This window comes from Campylobacter sp. JMF_14 EL1, from assembly GCF_027737585.1.
GTDB lineage: Bacteria > Campylobacterota > Campylobacteria > Campylobacterales > Campylobacteraceae > Campylobacter_B.
Window position 1 is genome coordinate 130648 of the sequence record NZ_JAOVTW010000001.1, and the last position, 15217, is coordinate 145864.

Below are 15217 nucleotides of genomic sequence, written 5' to 3' on the forward strand. Positions count from 1 at the left end.
TTTTATTTTTTATTTTATCTATTTTTTACCCTAAATTTCGCCACGCTAAAATTCGCGTTTTCGTCCAAACACGAAAGTTCATATTCGCCCGAGCTCAAATTTAGCATAAAATTCTCGCCATTTTTTTTCGCCTCGTATGGGCTATTATTTACGCTGATAAAAATTTCATCGCCAAAAACAGCCGTGCAAGAGGCGCTAAGTTTTATCTCTGCACTATCGCCCACTTCGTAAATTTTGCCATCTATATCGCTAAGAGCTGGCGCAATGCTAGCAAATTTATCCTTGCACCTGCCGTTTTTGGTCGTATTTGCGTCAATAATGCCGTTTTGCAAAAGATAAAAAAGCTCGCTAGGGCGGTAAAATTCGCACTCATCGTGCAAAGTTACACCCTCTATCACCAAATCTCGCACCATTTTTTTGCACTCTTTTTCTACGAAAAAATCAGCGCAAATTTCTTTTTCGCTCACGCCACTAGGACGGGCAAATTCGGCATTTATCGCGCCTGTGTTTGAAAGATAAGAAAACATATCAAAAACCACGCGCGCAGCACTAAGCCCGCCACTTATATCGCTCGTTTTTTCGCCGTTAAAATTGCCAAACCAAACCCCAAGACTAAATTTTGGCGTTACGCCAATCGTATAAAGGTCGCGCCCGTCGGCACTCGTGCCGGTTTTAAACATCAGGGTCGGCATATTTTTGGTATTTTGCCACACAGAGCCAAGATAGCTTCGTGGGGCGTTTTTTAGCATTTGAGTGATGATATACGCACTTTGCGGGCTTAGTATTTGCGCGCTCTGACCAACTTTCGCCCCTGCTAGTTCTAGCGGTTTTAGCTCGCCAGAGTTTGCAAAAACGCTGTAAAGATGAGTGAGATTTAGCAAATTTATGCTAATTCCGCCAAGCCCGAGCCCAAGCCCATAATGCTCTTTGGAATACGGCGCGAGATTTGCGCGAAGCAAAAGCTCATAAAGCCCGTCATCGCCAAGGGATAGTAAAAGCTTCAAAGCCGGGATATTTAGGCTATATCCGAGTGCGTCATTTGCGCTAATAACCCCCATAAAGCCTAGATTGTAGTTGCGTGGGGAGTAGTTTTTGAAGCTAATCGGAGCGTCGATTAGCTCACGGCGTGGCGTGATAAGCCCCTCTTCAAGGGCTCTTGCGTAGATAAATGGTTTTAGCGTGGAGCCTACATTTTTCGCCCAGACTATGCCGTCATTTTGTCCCAAAAATCCGCCAAAATCGTGCGAACCTGCGTATGCCACAACCGCCATTTTTTCGTTGTCGATTAGGATTGCAGAGCCGTTTTTGACGCCAAATTTGGCTAGGTCATTTATCCTTGATTTAAGGAAATTTTCAAGGGTGAGTTGATAGGTTTTGTTTAAATTTGAGTGGATTAAATTTGCGCCGTTTTGCGCTATGCGCTCTGCTTTGTTTTGCCAGATTGCGCCGTTTTGCGCTATGCGCTTTGTATCGCCTGTGCGCACGGCGTGATTGTCTGTGTTTGCGGGCTTTATCGCGCCATTTTGTGCCAAGTGCGCGCTTTGGCTTGCCACCACAGAAGTTGCCTCCACAGAACCTGCCCCTACAGAACTTGCGCGCGCGCGTTTTGTTTCGGTAGCTGTTTCGCTCACACCCTCTGCCACGCCAGCTGTTTTGCTTGCTGTTTCGCCCACACGCGCACCCACAGCCTCACTCGCGCCAGCGCGCCCTGCCACGCCCAAATTTTTCGCATTTTTAAAGGCGCGCATTGCATAATGCGGAGCGAAATTTGGCGCAGGGTGCCTTGTGGGGGTAAATTTCTCGCTACTAGCGCGTTCAAATTCGCTAAGCGATAAAATTCCTGCCTTATAAAGACTAGAAATCAGCCTGTTTTTTAGCGAGTTTAAATCCAAATTCGCGCGGTCTAGGCGGTTTTTGTTCGGGTTTTTTGGCACAACCGCAAGAAGCGCGATTTGAGCGTTGCTAAGCTCACCTAGGCTTTTGCCAAAATAAAAATAGCTAGCACTAGCCACACCCTCGATATTGCCACCATAGGGGGCTAGATTGAAATACATTGTCAAAATTTCATCTTTGGTGTAGTGAAATTCGAGCTGAAAGGCGTTGAAAATTTCGATAAATTTGTTTTTGTAACTGCGCTCTTTGGGGTTCATCATACGCGCAACCTGCATTGTAATGGTGCTTGCGCCTACTCTGGCTATATTTGCATTTTTATGCGTAAAATTTTGCGAAATATTATGCGTAAATGCCCGTGCTATCGAAAATGGATTTACACCAAAATGGTAGTAAAAATACCTGTCCTCGAAATGCACCACGCTCTGTTTTAGACGCTGTGGGATTTCATCGCTGCTGGCATAAAACCTCCAAATCTCATCACTGCTAATTTGCATATTTAAAATTTCCCCCTCACTCGAATACAAAACTAACGACTTTTCTTTATTTAATCCAGCCAAATTTAGGGGAAATAAAAAATCCAAAATCAAAAACAACGAAAGCAAAAATGCGCCCAAAAATGCGCTAAATTTCACAAAGCCTATAAATTTCATAAAAATATTATATCTATAAAATTTATAAATTTACTCAAATTTTTCACACAAAAAGAGAATATAAAGCATAAATTTTATAAAATCGAGAGTTAAATTACACTTTAAAGAGCCCAAAGGAGTTATTATGAAATATGGTATCATTTTTGGCGGACAAAGCTACGAGCACGATGTCAGTATCCTCACAGCAATCGCTGTAAAAAACGCACTAAAAGGCAAAAATTTAGCCTTTATCTACTGCGACGCTAACCGCAGATTTTTCGAAATCGAAGAGGGAAATATGGTAGCAAGCTACTTTGCTAGAAATTTTGCTAGATCTCATTCTGCCAACACAGACGCTGCTGAGGGCGGTTTTTCATCTCAAACTTCTTATGGCAGCAAGGTCAAAGAGCTAACCCTCTCTTATGGCGGATTTTACACAAGCGGTATGTTTTCAAAAAACAGATTAGAAATCGATGTGTGTATCAACACAATCCATGGTGGCGATGGTTGCGACGGCAAGCTAGCTTCACTTTTAGAATTTTACGAAATTCCACAAATCGGCCCTAGATTAGAGGCAAGTGCTGTAAGCCATAATAAAATTTTAACCAAAAATTTAGCCAAAAACGCAGGGGTTAAGGCGATTAATTACGCAGTTTTAAAGCGCACGAGCCTGCCGTCTTTTAACTACCCTGTCATCATAAAACCAGCCCACCTAGGTAGCAGTATCGGCGCTAGTATCGTAAATAGCGACTTAGAGCTCGATAAAATCATCGACAAGGTCTTTAAGCTAGATAGCGAGGTCATCGTCGAGCCTTTCGTCAAAGATGTCAAAGAATACAGCCTAGCAGGTTGTAAAATAGGTGGCGAGATTGTATTTTCAAAATTTGGCCAACCTGTGAAAAAAGACTTCCTAGACTTTGGTCGCAAATACATCGACACTACCCAACCAAACACCGTGACAGAGCAAACTGTGGGCATTTCAATCGCAGATAAGATGAAAGATGCGTTTGCTAAAATTTACAACAGCGGATTTGAGGGCTCGATCATCAGATGCGACTTTTTCGTGTTTAATAACGAAATCTATCTAAACGAAATCAACCCCGTCCCAGCGGCTCTTGCAAGCTATTTGTTTAACGATTTTAGCGCGATTATCGACGGGCTTTCTACATCTTTGCCACAATACAAAAAAATCCCAGTAACCTACGATTTGGTTACGCAAATCGCAGCAAACAAATAATCAAATTTTCACGCTAAATTCCAAATTTAGCGTGAAATTTAGCCAAATTTAACAAAAGGATAAAAAATGAGTATTTTGCTAGTAATTTTAGCTATTTTAATTCTTGTCGGAATTTTTCTCATTGGTATTTACAACAAACTTGTCGCACTTTTAAACGAAGCCAAAAACGCCTTTGCACAAATCGATGTCCAGCTAAAACGCAGATATGATCTAATCCCAAATTTAATCGAAGTTGTCAAAAAATACATGGCGCATGAAAAACAGACCCTAGAAAATGTCGTAAATGCCAGAAACCGCGCAACTAGCGCACTAGAAAGTATCAAACAAAACGGCTTAAATGATAGCGATATGCGAAATTTAGCAAGCGCAGAAAACGAGCTAAAAAACGCGCTAAATGGGCTAAATATCCAGGTCGAAGCCTATCCTGAGCTAAAAGCTAGCGAAAATATGCTACATCTAAGCGAGGAAATCACCTCTACCGAGAATAAAATCGGCTTTGCTAGGCAGTCTTACAATGACGCAGTTACGGACTTTAACACCTATAAACAAAGCTTTCCAAACAATATTTTAGTCGGATTTTTCCCTAAATTTCACAAAGATTTAGCCCTGCTTGAATTCAGAGAGGAAAATATCCAAAAAGCCCCAAAAATCGAGTTTTAAGCGAGAAATTTTGTGGAGGCGTTGTCTGCGCTAAATTTAGCGATTTTTTACCTACCTGAAAAATTTTGCCATTTTTTAAGCGCAAATGAGATTTTTTATACGCCAAAGGCCGGGTATTATCTGTGTGTTTTGGCGTGTAGCGCGGTTTTGTTTGCCATAACGCGCATTTTCCTTGGCAAAACAGCCTCGCTATCTCACAGCATAAACGAACACCAAAAACTAGCCAAAAGCAAGGTTGCGTGGCTAAATTTCGTCTTTGCAAGCGTTTTGGTGCAGGTTTTTTGGCTCTCATACGCGCTATTTTTTGATTTTTTAAATTACAAAAATTTTGCCCTTGGCGAGGGCGCGGATTACGCCCTGCCGCTACTTTTGTCCGCGCTTTTAGTCTGCGTGATTGTATTTAGCTATATCAAAAAACGCTATTTTGAGACGGCAGACATTTCTAGCCTTGCAAAGGGGCTTGACGCCACAGAAATTCACCCCCACACAGCCAAAAATTCCGAAAAAATTCTGCTTAACATAATCGAAGAAATGGCGATTGCCTCGCGTGTGGGCATGCCACGGGTTTTTATCATGAAAAACGAAAATGGCGTAAATGCCATGGCAAGCGGGGAGAATTTCGGCAAAGATAGCGAAAAAATCGCGATTTTTGTCACGGCTGGGGCGATGAGGACATTTAACCGCGACGAAATGCAAGGGGTAATCGCGCATGAGTTTTCGCACGCATTTCACGATGATATCGAGCTAAATATCAGGCTAATTAGCGTCATTGGCGCACTTGGGACGCTTAGCTTCATCGGATATGAGATTTTAAGGGCATTTAGCAGGGGTAGAAGTGGCAGAAACTCCAAAGGAAGCGGGATTGCCATAGTCATACTTGTGGGCGTTACATTTTGGCTACTCGGGCTTTTGGGTAAGGTTTTTGCCGAACTTATCCAAAGCGCGATTTCTAGGCAAAAAGAGTTTTTAGCAGACGCTAGTGCAGCCAAATACACACGCAATCCTTTGGGGATTAAAAAGGCGCTTGATAAGCTTTTTATGATACAAAAATTCAACAAAGCCTATCACGACGGAATCGGCAAAAAAGATTTTAAAGCCCCAAAAAATGAAGAAAAGCCGAATTTAAACAGATATTTTTCCTCAAAAACGCGCCAAAGTGGCAGTATAAACACAGATGAAATGCGAAATTTTCGCGCAAATCCACTAAGAAATTTCGCAAATTTTCATATCAAAAACACAAACGCCAGAGCCTGCGCGCACATGTTTTTCTTGCCCGCATTTTCTGGGCTTTTCGCCACGCACCCTAGCCTGCAATCACGGATAAAAAAGCTAAAAGAAATGGGCGCGTGAATTTGGGCTAAATTTCGCGCTAAATTTCGTGCGTTAAATTTAGGCTAAATTTTAAAATTCGCAAATTTTGGTTAAATTTTAAATTTTGCAAATTTTGGTTAAATTTCACGCCCAAATTTACGCCAAATTTTAGGCGCAGGGCTAATTTTTTTATAATAAATTTAGGCTATAATCTACGATTTTAAAGGAAAATTTTGAACGCAATATCAAATTTAAACCAAGAACAATACTCCGCCGCGACTGCGCCCTTTGGCCACAATCTCGTAATCGCAAGCGCAGGCACAGGCAAGACTAGTACCATTGTAGCGCGCATTGCGCATTTACTGCACCTTGGCGTAAATCCAAGCAAAATTTTGCTTCTAACCTTCACAAACAAGGCAGCTAGCGAAATGATTGCGAGGCTAAATCGCTATTTTGACAAAAAAATCACCGCCAAAATCACCGCAGGCACCTTCCACGCGGTATCTTACGCACTTTTGCGCGAGCTTGGCAAGGGTGTGATTTTAAAACAGCCAAGCGAGTTAAAAACGCTTTTAAAAAGTATCGTAGAAAATCGCAAATTTTACCATATCAGCGATACTAGACCGTATGGCGGTGCGTATTTATACGACATATACTCGCTCTTTCAAAACAAACAAACAGGCGAGAGTTTTGGCTCGTGGTTTGCTAGAAATTTCGAAGATCAGGCTGAATTTAGCGAAATTTACGAGGATATTTTGCGTGAATTTGAAGAAGAAAAAGCCCGCTTTAATTACGCCGATTTTAACGACATACTGCTTAAAATGCGCCACGAACTGCGCAAGGGCGCACCACTATACTATGATGAAATTTTAGTCGATGAGTATCAAGACACAAACTCGCTTCAAGGCTCACTAATCGACGCATTTAGGACAAAAAGCCTTTTTTGCGTGGGCGATTTCGACCAGAGTATTTATGCCTTTAACGGCGCGAATATTGATATAATCGGCTCTTTTGGCACCCGTTTTAGCGACGCGAAAATTTACACGCTAAACATAAATTACCGCTCATCTAGCCAAATTTTAGCCCTTGCAAACAAGGTCATTTCAAACAATCCGCGCCTGTATGACAAAAAGCTAGTCGTGGGGCGCACGGGCAAATTTAGCGCGCCAAAACTGCATGTGTATGATGAGATTATGTCGCAATACGGCCATATCGCACAGCAAATCAAGCAAAGCGGGCGCGCGCCTGAGAGTTTTGCGGTGATTTTTCGCAACAACTCCTCGGCCGATGGGATCGAAGTCGCGCTCAAAGAGCTAGGAATCAGCGCAAAGCGCAAAGGCAGCACGAGCTTTTTCGAAAGTCGCGAAATAAAGGCATTTATGGATATTTTCGGCGCGCTGATAAACCCAAAGGATATGATGGCATTTCTTGGGATTTTAGAATATGCCAAAGGTATCGGAAACGCCACTAGCAAGGAGATTTTCGACGCGCTAATCACGCTTGGTGGCGGAAATATCAAAGATGGCTTTTTGCGCCCTGATATGAGTGCGAAAATTTACGAGCAAAAAAAGCGAAATTATCAGCTAGGACTTTTTGATGATATGGATTTGCAGGCGAGTTTGGAGCGGTTTAGCACGCTTGGATTTAGCGAAAATTTCGCCAAAAATCCGGTGCTAAAATACAATAAACTAAACGAAAGCGCAGCTGTGATTTTGCACGAACTATACACGCTATTTAGCAAATTTAGCCCAAATTTCGGCGCTGGCGAGCTAGTGAATTTGATAAAATCCTCAAAGCTTTTTGCCATAATTGCAGGTAATATCGCCACTCACAGAGCCACGCTCAAAAACGGCAAAGTCGATCTCGATCGCAAAACGAACGAAAATGAGAAAATTTACAACAAAGTAGCGATTTTAGGCGGGATTGCGAGCAAATACAAGGACGCGGGGAGTTTTTATAACTTCATCACACTTGGCGCGAAGGAAATGAGCGAGGGAGAGGGCGTAAATCTGCTAAGCGTGCATGCTAGCAAGGGTTTGGAGTTTGATAGCGTGTTTTTGGTGGATTTGGCGCAAAACCGCTTTCCAAATTTGAAGCTAATGGGCATGGGTGGCAGTCTAGATGAGGAGCGACGACTATTTTATGTAGCGGTTACTAGGGCGCGAAATGAGCTCTATCTAAGCTACGCGAAATTTGATAAAATTCGCAAAATAAACTATCAGCCAAGCTGTTTTTTAGTCGAAGCTGGTATGGCGTAAATTTGGGGGTTAAAATGAGTTTTCACGCAGAAATTTGGGAAATTTTAAACGCTGGCAGTCCAAACGAAAAAATAGAAAAATTTGCAAAATTTTACGCAAAATTTTGCAAAAATGAAGTAGAATTTGAGCAAAATTTTGAGCCAAAACCGCTCGAAAACCCTAGCTATGCGAAATTCGCCCAAATTTCACAGGTCAAAGATATAAAAATCCAAAACAAAAATTTAAAAAAGCAAAATGTCGATAAAAACGCCCTATTTCTGCACTCTGTGGCGCATATCGAATACAGCGCGATTGATTTAGCGCTAGATGATGAATTTGCAAATTTAAATTTACTTGCTTCGTAGGTTTAAATTTGCAAATTTCAAATAAAGGATAAAAATGAAAAGACTATTTTTGATGATACTGTGCATGGTGGGATTGTGTTTAAATTTCGCCGTTGCAGATGATATTAAGCTAAATTTGACAAAAATTGACGAGTTTTTTCAAAACACTCCGTGCGACAAACTAAACTCTCTTGATAAAAACGAAATCGACAAATTCCTAGACCTTATTTTTAATGATAACGAAACAATTTATCACGCTATTTCAAAGTGCGATTTAAGCGCACTACCACAGGAAAATTTTAACGAAATGCTGGCTTTGATTTCACTTGGCAATGCAAAAAAAGATGATTTTGATTACACAAAAACCAAAAATGACGAATTCGCTTTAAAAATCGCCCATATATTAAACGAGCAAAATTTGGATTTTGCACAACTCGATAAAGTTGTAGAAAACTTAAAAAATGAAAATCCACAAAATGTATATTTTGTGGATTTTTTAATATACACAAACAATGTTGATTTGCTTAAATTTTATCTCGATAACCAAGCGCCGATAAATCCTAATTCTAGGGTATTTAGTAAAATTAGCAGTGATATTTTAATCTTTATTTCACATAATTGTCCTAGCACAAAGCAGGCTATAAAAAATAAAAGACCAAGTGATGAAATTTTAGCTTTTATTGCGACAGAAAAATATCAAAATTTCAGAAATGAACGCCTTAAAATGGCTAGTGAAATTTTAAAACATATTGATAAGAATAAATTTATAGCTGATTATGCAAAAGCTTTTGATGATATATTTGCGATAACAAACGATGAGACAATTCGAAATTTTATTCAAGGGGAAACAAATGGAACAAAATAGATATGATGATGGCAGAAATGCCTTAGGCAAATTTGGGAAAATTTTTAAAAAAACTACTCCCGCGATAAACGAAATCGCCCGTTTAAAGGCAGGTTACTCGCCAAAAGAGATAGAAAAAATCAAAGAGCTTCAAGCTCAAAATTTTACCAAATAGCGATAAAATCGCATTTATCAAAACTTAAAGGATTAAAAAATGGCTTCGTTAATGCAAAGAGATGTTTTACTCGAATACGCTTGTGTTGGGCATTTATTCCCCGCAGATAGGGACGAGGAAATGAGAAGTGATAGCAAAAAAATGGGCGAAATTTATCATCAAATTTTAATGAGCGAACATGAAAGCATTGATTTTGAAAAAACGGCTGAAAAAATCGAGCAAATCCGCGAAGAATACGATATGAAGCTAATGGGGCGGGAAGTTTCATTTAATACTCACGGCTTGTTTTTGGAATTTTTTGCAGAAAAATTGCGAGAAATTTACGGGCAAAATTTGCAAAACTTCTTTGACGAATTAGAAGAGAAATTCGCTAAATTCGATATTTTAATCAGACCTACGCAAGATAAAAACTTTGATTATCACAAATTTTACGCAGATGAGAAAGTCGCTCGCGCAATGTTTCTTTCAAAATACGATATGAGCGATGATGAGATAAAAAATGTGCTTAGAAATATCGCAACTCAAATGCCAAATCTTGCAAGGCTCATAAAATCCATAGACGGCGGCACAACCACGAATTTTGCGACTTTGCAAGCCTATAAAGATAAAGAAATTAGCCAAAATTTGCTCTGCGACATAACCAAAATCAACGAAAACGCCGAATTTTTCGCCCAAAGAGCAAGCCAAAATGTATGGGCTGAGGTGATTTTGGATAAAAATCCACTCGCAAAAGCTGGCAACGAAGCCCCAAAAGCCTATGTTTTAGGCGGTCAGCCAGGAGCTGGTAAGGCAAATATGCTCCGCCTAGCCCTTAACGAGCTAGGCGAAAATGGCGTTGTCATAAACAGCGATGAGTTTCGCAAATACCACCCCTACTACGCCCAAATTTGCGCCCTTGATAGCCAAAAAATGGCAGAGCGAACAGCCGAGTTTTGCACAAAACTTACAGAAATAATCATAAATAAAGCAATCGTAGAACGCTATAATATCGCTATTGAGGGGACTTTTCGCACAGCTGATACACCAATTTACACGCTTAAAAAATTCAAAACCGCAGGTTACAAAACGGAAGTTTTAATCCAAACTTGCGACGGCGAGCTTAGCTGGAAATCTTGCAACGAACGCTATGAAATTTGGAAAAAACTCTGCCCGCAAGAGGCTCGCTATGTCGTGCAATCTCACCACGATTTGGTCGTATCCAAACTAAATGAAAATCTTAAAATAGTGCAAGATAGCGGATTTGCGGATAATATCAGAGTTTTTACAAGAGAGTAAAATTTGGCAAATTTTGTTTTTTTGCAGATACTGCGTCTGAAATTTTATGCAAAATTCGCTGAGTGCAATCTCTGATACTGTGCCGAAATTTCGCCCAAAATTCATTGCGATGAACAAAGCGACGAAGCAATCTAGTAAAATTCCAAAGAATTCTGAAATTTAAAATGCAAATTTTGGCTTAATAATCAAAAATTTGAAATCCTAATTAAATTTTATATTTTAAAATTTTTGGTATTCCCTAGATTACCACGGAGATTTCATCGCCTCGCAATGACGCTTGAAAGCAAAATTTTCCTTTCAAAATAAAAAACAAAATTTCGGCACAGTATTTTGGGGTTGCATAAGCGGAATTTTAGAATTTTGCAAAATTTAAAAAACAAAATTTGGCAAAATCAAAATTTCGCCAAATTTTACCTAAATTTCACTCCCCTGCACGCATACGGCGATAAAATATAGCCCCGCCGTATCCCCTGCAATAATGCCCCGTATCCCAATCGTCCCACTCCCCATACTCGCAGGCTTTTTTGTAGAATTTCATCGAAGCGTCGTTAAACTCGTAAAAATCATCATCGCTATCAGTGCTAGCCTTGGCGCGCACCTCGTAAAAATAGCCCAAAAGTGCGCAATAAGAGCTGTTTTTCTCCTCGCATTTTTGCTTTACTTGCGCCAAATTTTCCTCGCTAGCGAAATTTTCAGCCCCAATCATATCATCAAATTTTGCGGCGTCAAGCTTGTTTTGGGCAGATTTTTTCAGCTCTTTTGGAAACGTTTCTAGCTTCCTTGCAGCTCTTGCGATGTCGTGAGCTTTGCGCAAGTCCCTAACATCGCTAAAATCGAGGTTTTGTTTATCGCAATCTTGCAGTGCACCGAATTTGCACAGCCTATCATACACGCTTTGCACCCTTGGTGCGGGGTCCGACCACATCGGATAATCCTCTAATAAAAACAGGCAACTTTTGATGTTTTTCTCATCGCAACTTTTCTCCAAAATTTCGGCATAACGCTTGCGATCACCGCCAAAAAATTCCTCAGAGCGGATGATTTCACACTTGCTATCATCGCCATTTAGACATAGTTTGGCGATGATTTCATAAGCTTTGCGGTGCTTTTCTTGCTCGGCGCTTTTGTAGTAGTTGATAAGAAAATCGCAACTACTAGCCCTACCCTCATCGCAGAGCCTAATGTCCTCATCAAGGAAGTTTGCCTGCGCTAATACTGCGCCAAAAATCGCACAAAAAAGCAGCTTTTTCATAAATTTTCCTTTTGTAAAATTTAGGGCGAATTATAGTGAAATTTTGAGTAAAATTTGGTAATTCTGACGCTTTTTGGCGCCAGAATTTTAAGGATTAAACTAATCTTTGTTTTTTGAAATACTCTTTTGGGGCTTTGCACAAAGGACATGCGCCTGGGGCCTTTTTGCCACGATGGACATGACCGCACACTTCGCAAACCCAAACTTCTTCATCAAAACTCTCGAAAAATCCCTCTTCAAGCAAGATTTTTTGAAGCTCGTTGTATTCGCGCTCATGCTCGACTTCGACCTTGCCGATAGCGTTAAATAGCCTTGCGACCTCTTTTTTGCCCTCTTCTGTCGCGATTTGCGCAAACGCAGGATACATACTTTCATGCTCGTATCTCTCGCCAGCTGCTGCGTCGATTAGGTTTTTATCCATTTTATCTAGCAGGATTCCTGCTGCTGCGTGGTGAGCTTTGAGCTCGGCTCTTGCGTGCCATTTTTCATTTTCAGCCGCTTCGTAAAAGTGGCGCGCGATAGCGTGAAAGCCGGCTTCTTTGGCTAAATCGCCGTAAAGATCGTATTTGTTTCTAGCTTGTGATTCGCCAGCAAACGCCTTCATCAAATTTACCTGTGTCAAATCCTCAGTGATACATTTCATCGGCTCACCACAGCATGTCAAAACTGCGCCCTCGCCTACTTTTTGCACTTCGACTTCACAGCCGCATTTGTCGCATTTGTATGTTTCGTATTGTCTCATACTCTCTCCTTTATCAAAAATTCAAAATTTATGATAACCAAAAGCTCATTAAACTCTACTTAATAAAAATTATTATTTAGAAGTGAAATTTCAAATACAAATTTACATATAAATTTAATAATTGTTGTGTTTTGCGCCCAAATTTTATGATAAAATCGCCCTTTTTAAATTCTCATCAAAGGAAAGAAATGAAAAAATTATTTCTAACTACACTTCTTAGTGCAAGCGTTGTAAGTTTTGCCTTGGCAGAAAAATTAGTTGTCGCAGCTACTCCTGTGCCACATGCTGAAATTTTAGAGCATATCGCACCAGAGCTAAAAGCCGCTGGATACGAGCTCGAAGTCAAAGTTTTCAACGACTATGTTACTCCAAATTTAGCCACAGATGACGGTAGTGTGGATGCGAACTATTTCCAACACGAACCATATTTAGTGGAATTTAACGCCAAAAATGGCACAAAACTCAAAACAACAGTTGGCGTGCATTTAGAACCGATGGGAATTTATAGCAAAAAAATCACAGATCTAAAAGACCTAAAAGACGGCGCCAAAGTAGCTGTGCCAAACGACCCTACAAACGAATCTCGCGCACTTGATGTGCTTGTGGATGCGGGATTAATCGAAGTTAGCAAAGATGTAGAGCTCCGCACAGCCCTAGATGTAACCAAAAATCCTAAAAATATCCAAATTTTAGAGCTTGAAGGTCCAAATTTGCCTCGCACACTTGATGATGTCGATATCGCTGTAATCAACTCAAATTTCGCTTTCAACGCGGATCTAAACCCAGTTAAAGACTCGCTTTTCATCGAAAAAGCAGTTGGCAACCCATACACAAACATCGTCGTCGTCAAAGAAGGCAATGAAAACCTACCAAAAATCAAAGCCCTTGATAGCGCACTTCAAAGCGAAAGTGTGAAAAAATTTATCGAAGAAAAATACAAAGGCGCGATTGTTCCGTCGTTTTAATCCAAATTTAGCCTACGAATTCGTAGGCTAAATTTCGCATTTTTTATCATATTACGCATATATTTACAATCTTTTTTTATAATGCGCGCAAAAATTTTCAAAAAAGGAAAAAAATGAAAAAATTTTTATCAATCAGTTTCGTCGCCGCTATGGCACTTTCGCTAAATGCTGGCGTGCTAGCTAGTGTCAAAGGCACAGATATCACAGTCACAGACGAGGATATCGCACCAGTCTTCGCTCAAAACCCACACGCTACCCCAAGCGATGAGGACAAAAAACAACTAATCGATCAAATGATTAAATTTAAACTTATGATTGCCGAGGCTAAAAAAAGCGGTATCGTAAATGGCGAAGAATACAAAAAACAAGTCGAACTTGCAAAAGATGAAATCGCCTTTGCTTTGTGGCAACAAGAGCAAACAAAAGATGTCAAAGTAACCGACGAAGAGGCCAAAAAAATCTATGACGACAACAAAGACAGCTTCATGCAACCAGAAAGCGTCGTAGCTAGCCACATTTTGCTAAAAGATGAAAAAGAGGCAAAAGACGCTATCGCTAAACTAGAAAAAGTCAGCAAAGACAACTTAAAAGCCGAATTTAACAAACTTGCCAAAGAAATTTCAACAGATCCAAGCGCCAAAGAAAACGGCGGCGATTTGGGCTCATTTGGCAAAGGTATGATGGTAAGCGAGTTCGAAGAGGCTGCGTGGGCGCTAAATAAAGGCGAGATTAGCAAAACTCCTGTGAAAACTCAATTTGGCTATCATGTCATCTACAAAGAAGACCTAAAAGAGGCTGCTCCTGTGGAATTTGACAAAGTAAAAGAGATGATAAAAGCTCAAATTGCGCCAAGCAAACTAAACAAAAAAATCGACGATATCGCAAACGAGCTATTTAGCAAACAGACAGTAGAATACGCAAAATAAAAATTTTAATTTAATGCGCGGAATTTAATAAAATTTAAGTTTCGCGCAAATTCTAAATTTTAAATTTAAGGGAAATTCGTGCTTACATCAATCGTAAATTTTATCGTAGAATTCGTCGCAGCGTGGGGATATTTCGGCATTTTTGCGATGATGTTTTTAGAAAGCAGTTTTTTTCCGTTTCCAAGCGAAGTCGTGATGATTCCAGCAGGATACCTCGCTAGCAAGGGCGAAATGAGCTTTGCCATAGCATTTGCATGCGGGTTAGCTGGGAGCGTGGCTGGGGCTGTGTTTAACTACTATTTGTGCTATTTTTTCGGGCGCAAATTTATCGATAAATTTGGCAAATTCATCGGCGTAACAAATGAAAAATTTGCCAAATTTGAAGCATTTTTCAACAAACACGGCGAAATTTCTACATTTAATTGCAGACTAATCCCAGGTATCCGCCAATACATCAGCCTGCCAGCAGGTCTTGCAAAGATGAATTTAGCGCGATTTTGCACATTTACAGCACTTGGTGCCGGGATTTGGGTGCTGATTTTAATGCTACTTGGATATTTTATCGGCGAAAATCAAGAATTAATTAAGGAAAAATTGCATATAATCACTCTTTTTTTATTGGGATTTGTCCTGCTTCTTTCTGTACTTTATATACTTCATATCAAACGAAAAAATCGCTAAATTTAAAAAAATCTTAAAATAAAAATAACAATTATAAAATTTTGAA

General features: G+C 40.1%; 14 protein-coding genes. 11 read left to right on the plus strand and 3 right to left on the minus strand.

Annotation, left to right across the window (positions count from 1 at the left end):
• Positions 1-14: 14 nt before the first annotated feature.
• Positions 15-2543, minus strand: a complete 2529-nt coding sequence (locus OFN73_RS00645; RefSeq protein WP_270861783.1) for a transglycosylase domain-containing protein — start codon at positions 2541-2543, stop codon at positions 15-17.
• 124 nt (positions 2544-2667) lie between these two features.
• On the opposite strand from OFN73_RS00645, the gene OFN73_RS00650 reads away from it, so the two are divergent.
• The 8 genes from OFN73_RS00650 to OFN73_RS00685 all read left to right on the plus strand — a co-directional run bounded on the left by OFN73_RS00650 (position 2668) and on the right by OFN73_RS00685 (position 10605).
• Entirely contained in the window at positions 2668-3759 is a 1092-nt protein-coding gene (locus OFN73_RS00650) for a D-alanine--D-alanine ligase (protein ID WP_270861784.1), read from the plus strand.
• Between the two features lie 66 nt (positions 3760-3825).
• Positions 3826-4419 (plus strand): LemA family protein, encoded by a 594-nt coding sequence (locus OFN73_RS00655; RefSeq protein ID WP_270861785.1) that lies wholly within the window; start codon positions 3826-3828, stop codon positions 4417-4419.
• 12 nt (positions 4420-4431) lie between these two features.
• Entirely contained in the window at positions 4432-5769 is a 1338-nt protein-coding gene (locus tag OFN73_RS00660) for a M48 family metalloprotease (protein WP_270861786.1), read from the plus strand.
• A gap of 194 nt (positions 5770-5963) precedes the next feature.
• Positions 5964-7988, plus strand: a complete 2025-nt coding sequence (locus tag OFN73_RS00665; RefSeq protein WP_442868093.1) for an ATP-dependent helicase — start codon at positions 5964-5966, stop codon at positions 7986-7988.
• Positions 7989-8002: 14 nt separating this feature from the next.
• A complete protein-coding gene (locus OFN73_RS00670; protein WP_270861787.1) occupies positions 8003-8332 on the plus strand; it encodes a DUF455 family protein in 330 nt (109 codons plus the stop codon).
• 34 nt (positions 8333-8366) lie between these two features.
• Positions 8367-9176: a hypothetical protein gene (locus OFN73_RS00675; protein WP_270861788.1), complete on the plus strand. Its 810-nt coding sequence runs from the start codon at positions 8367-8369 to the stop codon at positions 9174-9176.
• Positions 9163-9330, plus strand: coding sequence for a hypothetical protein (locus tag OFN73_RS00680; protein WP_270861789.1), 168 nt, complete (start codon positions 9163-9165; stop codon positions 9328-9330). Before OFN73_RS00675 ends, OFN73_RS00680 begins: the two co-directional genes overlap by 14 nt.
• Positions 9331-9369: 39 nt before the next feature.
• A complete protein-coding gene (locus OFN73_RS00685; RefSeq protein WP_270861790.1) occupies positions 9370-10605 on the plus strand; it encodes a zeta toxin family protein in 1236 nt (411 codons plus the stop codon).
• A 421-nt stretch (positions 10606-11026) separates the two neighbouring features.
• Here the strand turns inward: OFN73_RS00685 and OFN73_RS00690 are convergent, their stop codons facing one another.
• Together OFN73_RS00690 and OFN73_RS00695 are read right to left on the minus strand one after the other, a co-directional pair.
• A complete protein-coding gene (locus tag OFN73_RS00690) occupies positions 11027-11857 on the minus strand; it encodes a hypothetical protein (protein WP_270861791.1) in 831 nt (276 codons plus the stop codon).
• 94 nt (positions 11858-11951) lie between these two features.
• Positions 11952-12599: a ferritin family protein gene (locus OFN73_RS00695; protein ID WP_270861792.1), complete on the minus strand. Its 648-nt coding sequence runs from the start codon at positions 12597-12599 to the stop codon at positions 11952-11954.
• A gap of 188 nt (positions 12600-12787) precedes the next feature.
• On the opposite strand from OFN73_RS00695, the gene OFN73_RS00700 reads away from it, so the two are divergent.
• The 3 genes from OFN73_RS00700 to OFN73_RS00710 all read left to right on the plus strand — a co-directional run bounded on the left by OFN73_RS00700 (position 12788) and on the right by OFN73_RS00710 (position 15171).
• Entirely contained in the window at positions 12788-13564 is a 777-nt protein-coding gene (locus OFN73_RS00700; RefSeq protein ID WP_270861793.1) for a MetQ/NlpA family ABC transporter substrate-binding protein, read from the plus strand.
• A gap of 113 nt (positions 13565-13677) precedes the next feature.
• Complete coding sequence (locus OFN73_RS00705; RefSeq protein WP_270861794.1) at positions 13678-14490, plus strand: peptidylprolyl isomerase; 813 nt, start codon at positions 13678-13680, stop codon at positions 14488-14490.
• A 78-nt stretch (positions 14491-14568) separates the two neighbouring features.
• The gene (locus OFN73_RS00710; RefSeq protein ID WP_270861795.1) at positions 14569-15171 is read left to right on the plus strand and encodes a DedA family protein; all 603 of its coding nucleotides are present in this window, start codon (positions 14569-14571) and stop codon (positions 15169-15171) included.
• The last annotated feature ends 46 nt before the right edge of the window (positions 15172-15217 follow it).

Excerpts from the sequence above, each read along its gene's own strand:
- OFN73_RS00645 (WP_270861783.1), bottom strand. The coding sequence starts at position 2,543 with ATGAAATTTATAGGCTTTGTGAAATTTAGCGCATTTTTGGGCGCATTT.
- OFN73_RS00650 (WP_270861784.1), top strand. The coding sequence starts at position 2,668 with ATGAAATATGGTATCATTTTTGGCGGACAAAGCTACGAGCACGATGTC.
- OFN73_RS00655 (WP_270861785.1), top strand. The coding sequence starts at position 3,826 with ATGAGTATTTTGCTAGTAATTTTAGCTATTTTAATTCTTGTCGGAATT.
- OFN73_RS00670 (WP_270861787.1), top strand. The coding sequence starts at position 8,003 with ATGAGTTTTCACGCAGAAATTTGGGAAATTTTAAACGCTGGCAGTCCA.
- OFN73_RS00675 (WP_270861788.1), top strand. The coding sequence starts at position 8,367 with ATGAAAAGACTATTTTTGATGATACTGTGCATGGTGGGATTGTGTTTA.
- OFN73_RS00680 (WP_270861789.1), top strand. The coding sequence starts at position 9,163 with ATGGAACAAAATAGATATGATGATGGCAGAAATGCCTTAGGCAAATTT.
- OFN73_RS00685 (WP_270861790.1), top strand. The coding sequence starts at position 9,370 with ATGGCTTCGTTAATGCAAAGAGATGTTTTACTCGAATACGCTTGTGTT.
- OFN73_RS00690 (WP_270861791.1), bottom strand. The coding sequence starts at position 11,857 with ATGAAAAAGCTGCTTTTTTGTGCGATTTTTGGCGCAGTATTAGCGCAG.
- OFN73_RS00695 (WP_270861792.1), bottom strand. The coding sequence starts at position 12,599 with ATGAGACAATACGAAACATACAAATGCGACAAATGCGGCTGTGAAGTC.
- OFN73_RS00700 (WP_270861793.1), top strand. The coding sequence starts at position 12,788 with ATGAAAAAATTATTTCTAACTACACTTCTTAGTGCAAGCGTTGTAAGT.
- OFN73_RS00705 (WP_270861794.1), top strand. The coding sequence starts at position 13,678 with ATGAAAAAATTTTTATCAATCAGTTTCGTCGCCGCTATGGCACTTTCG.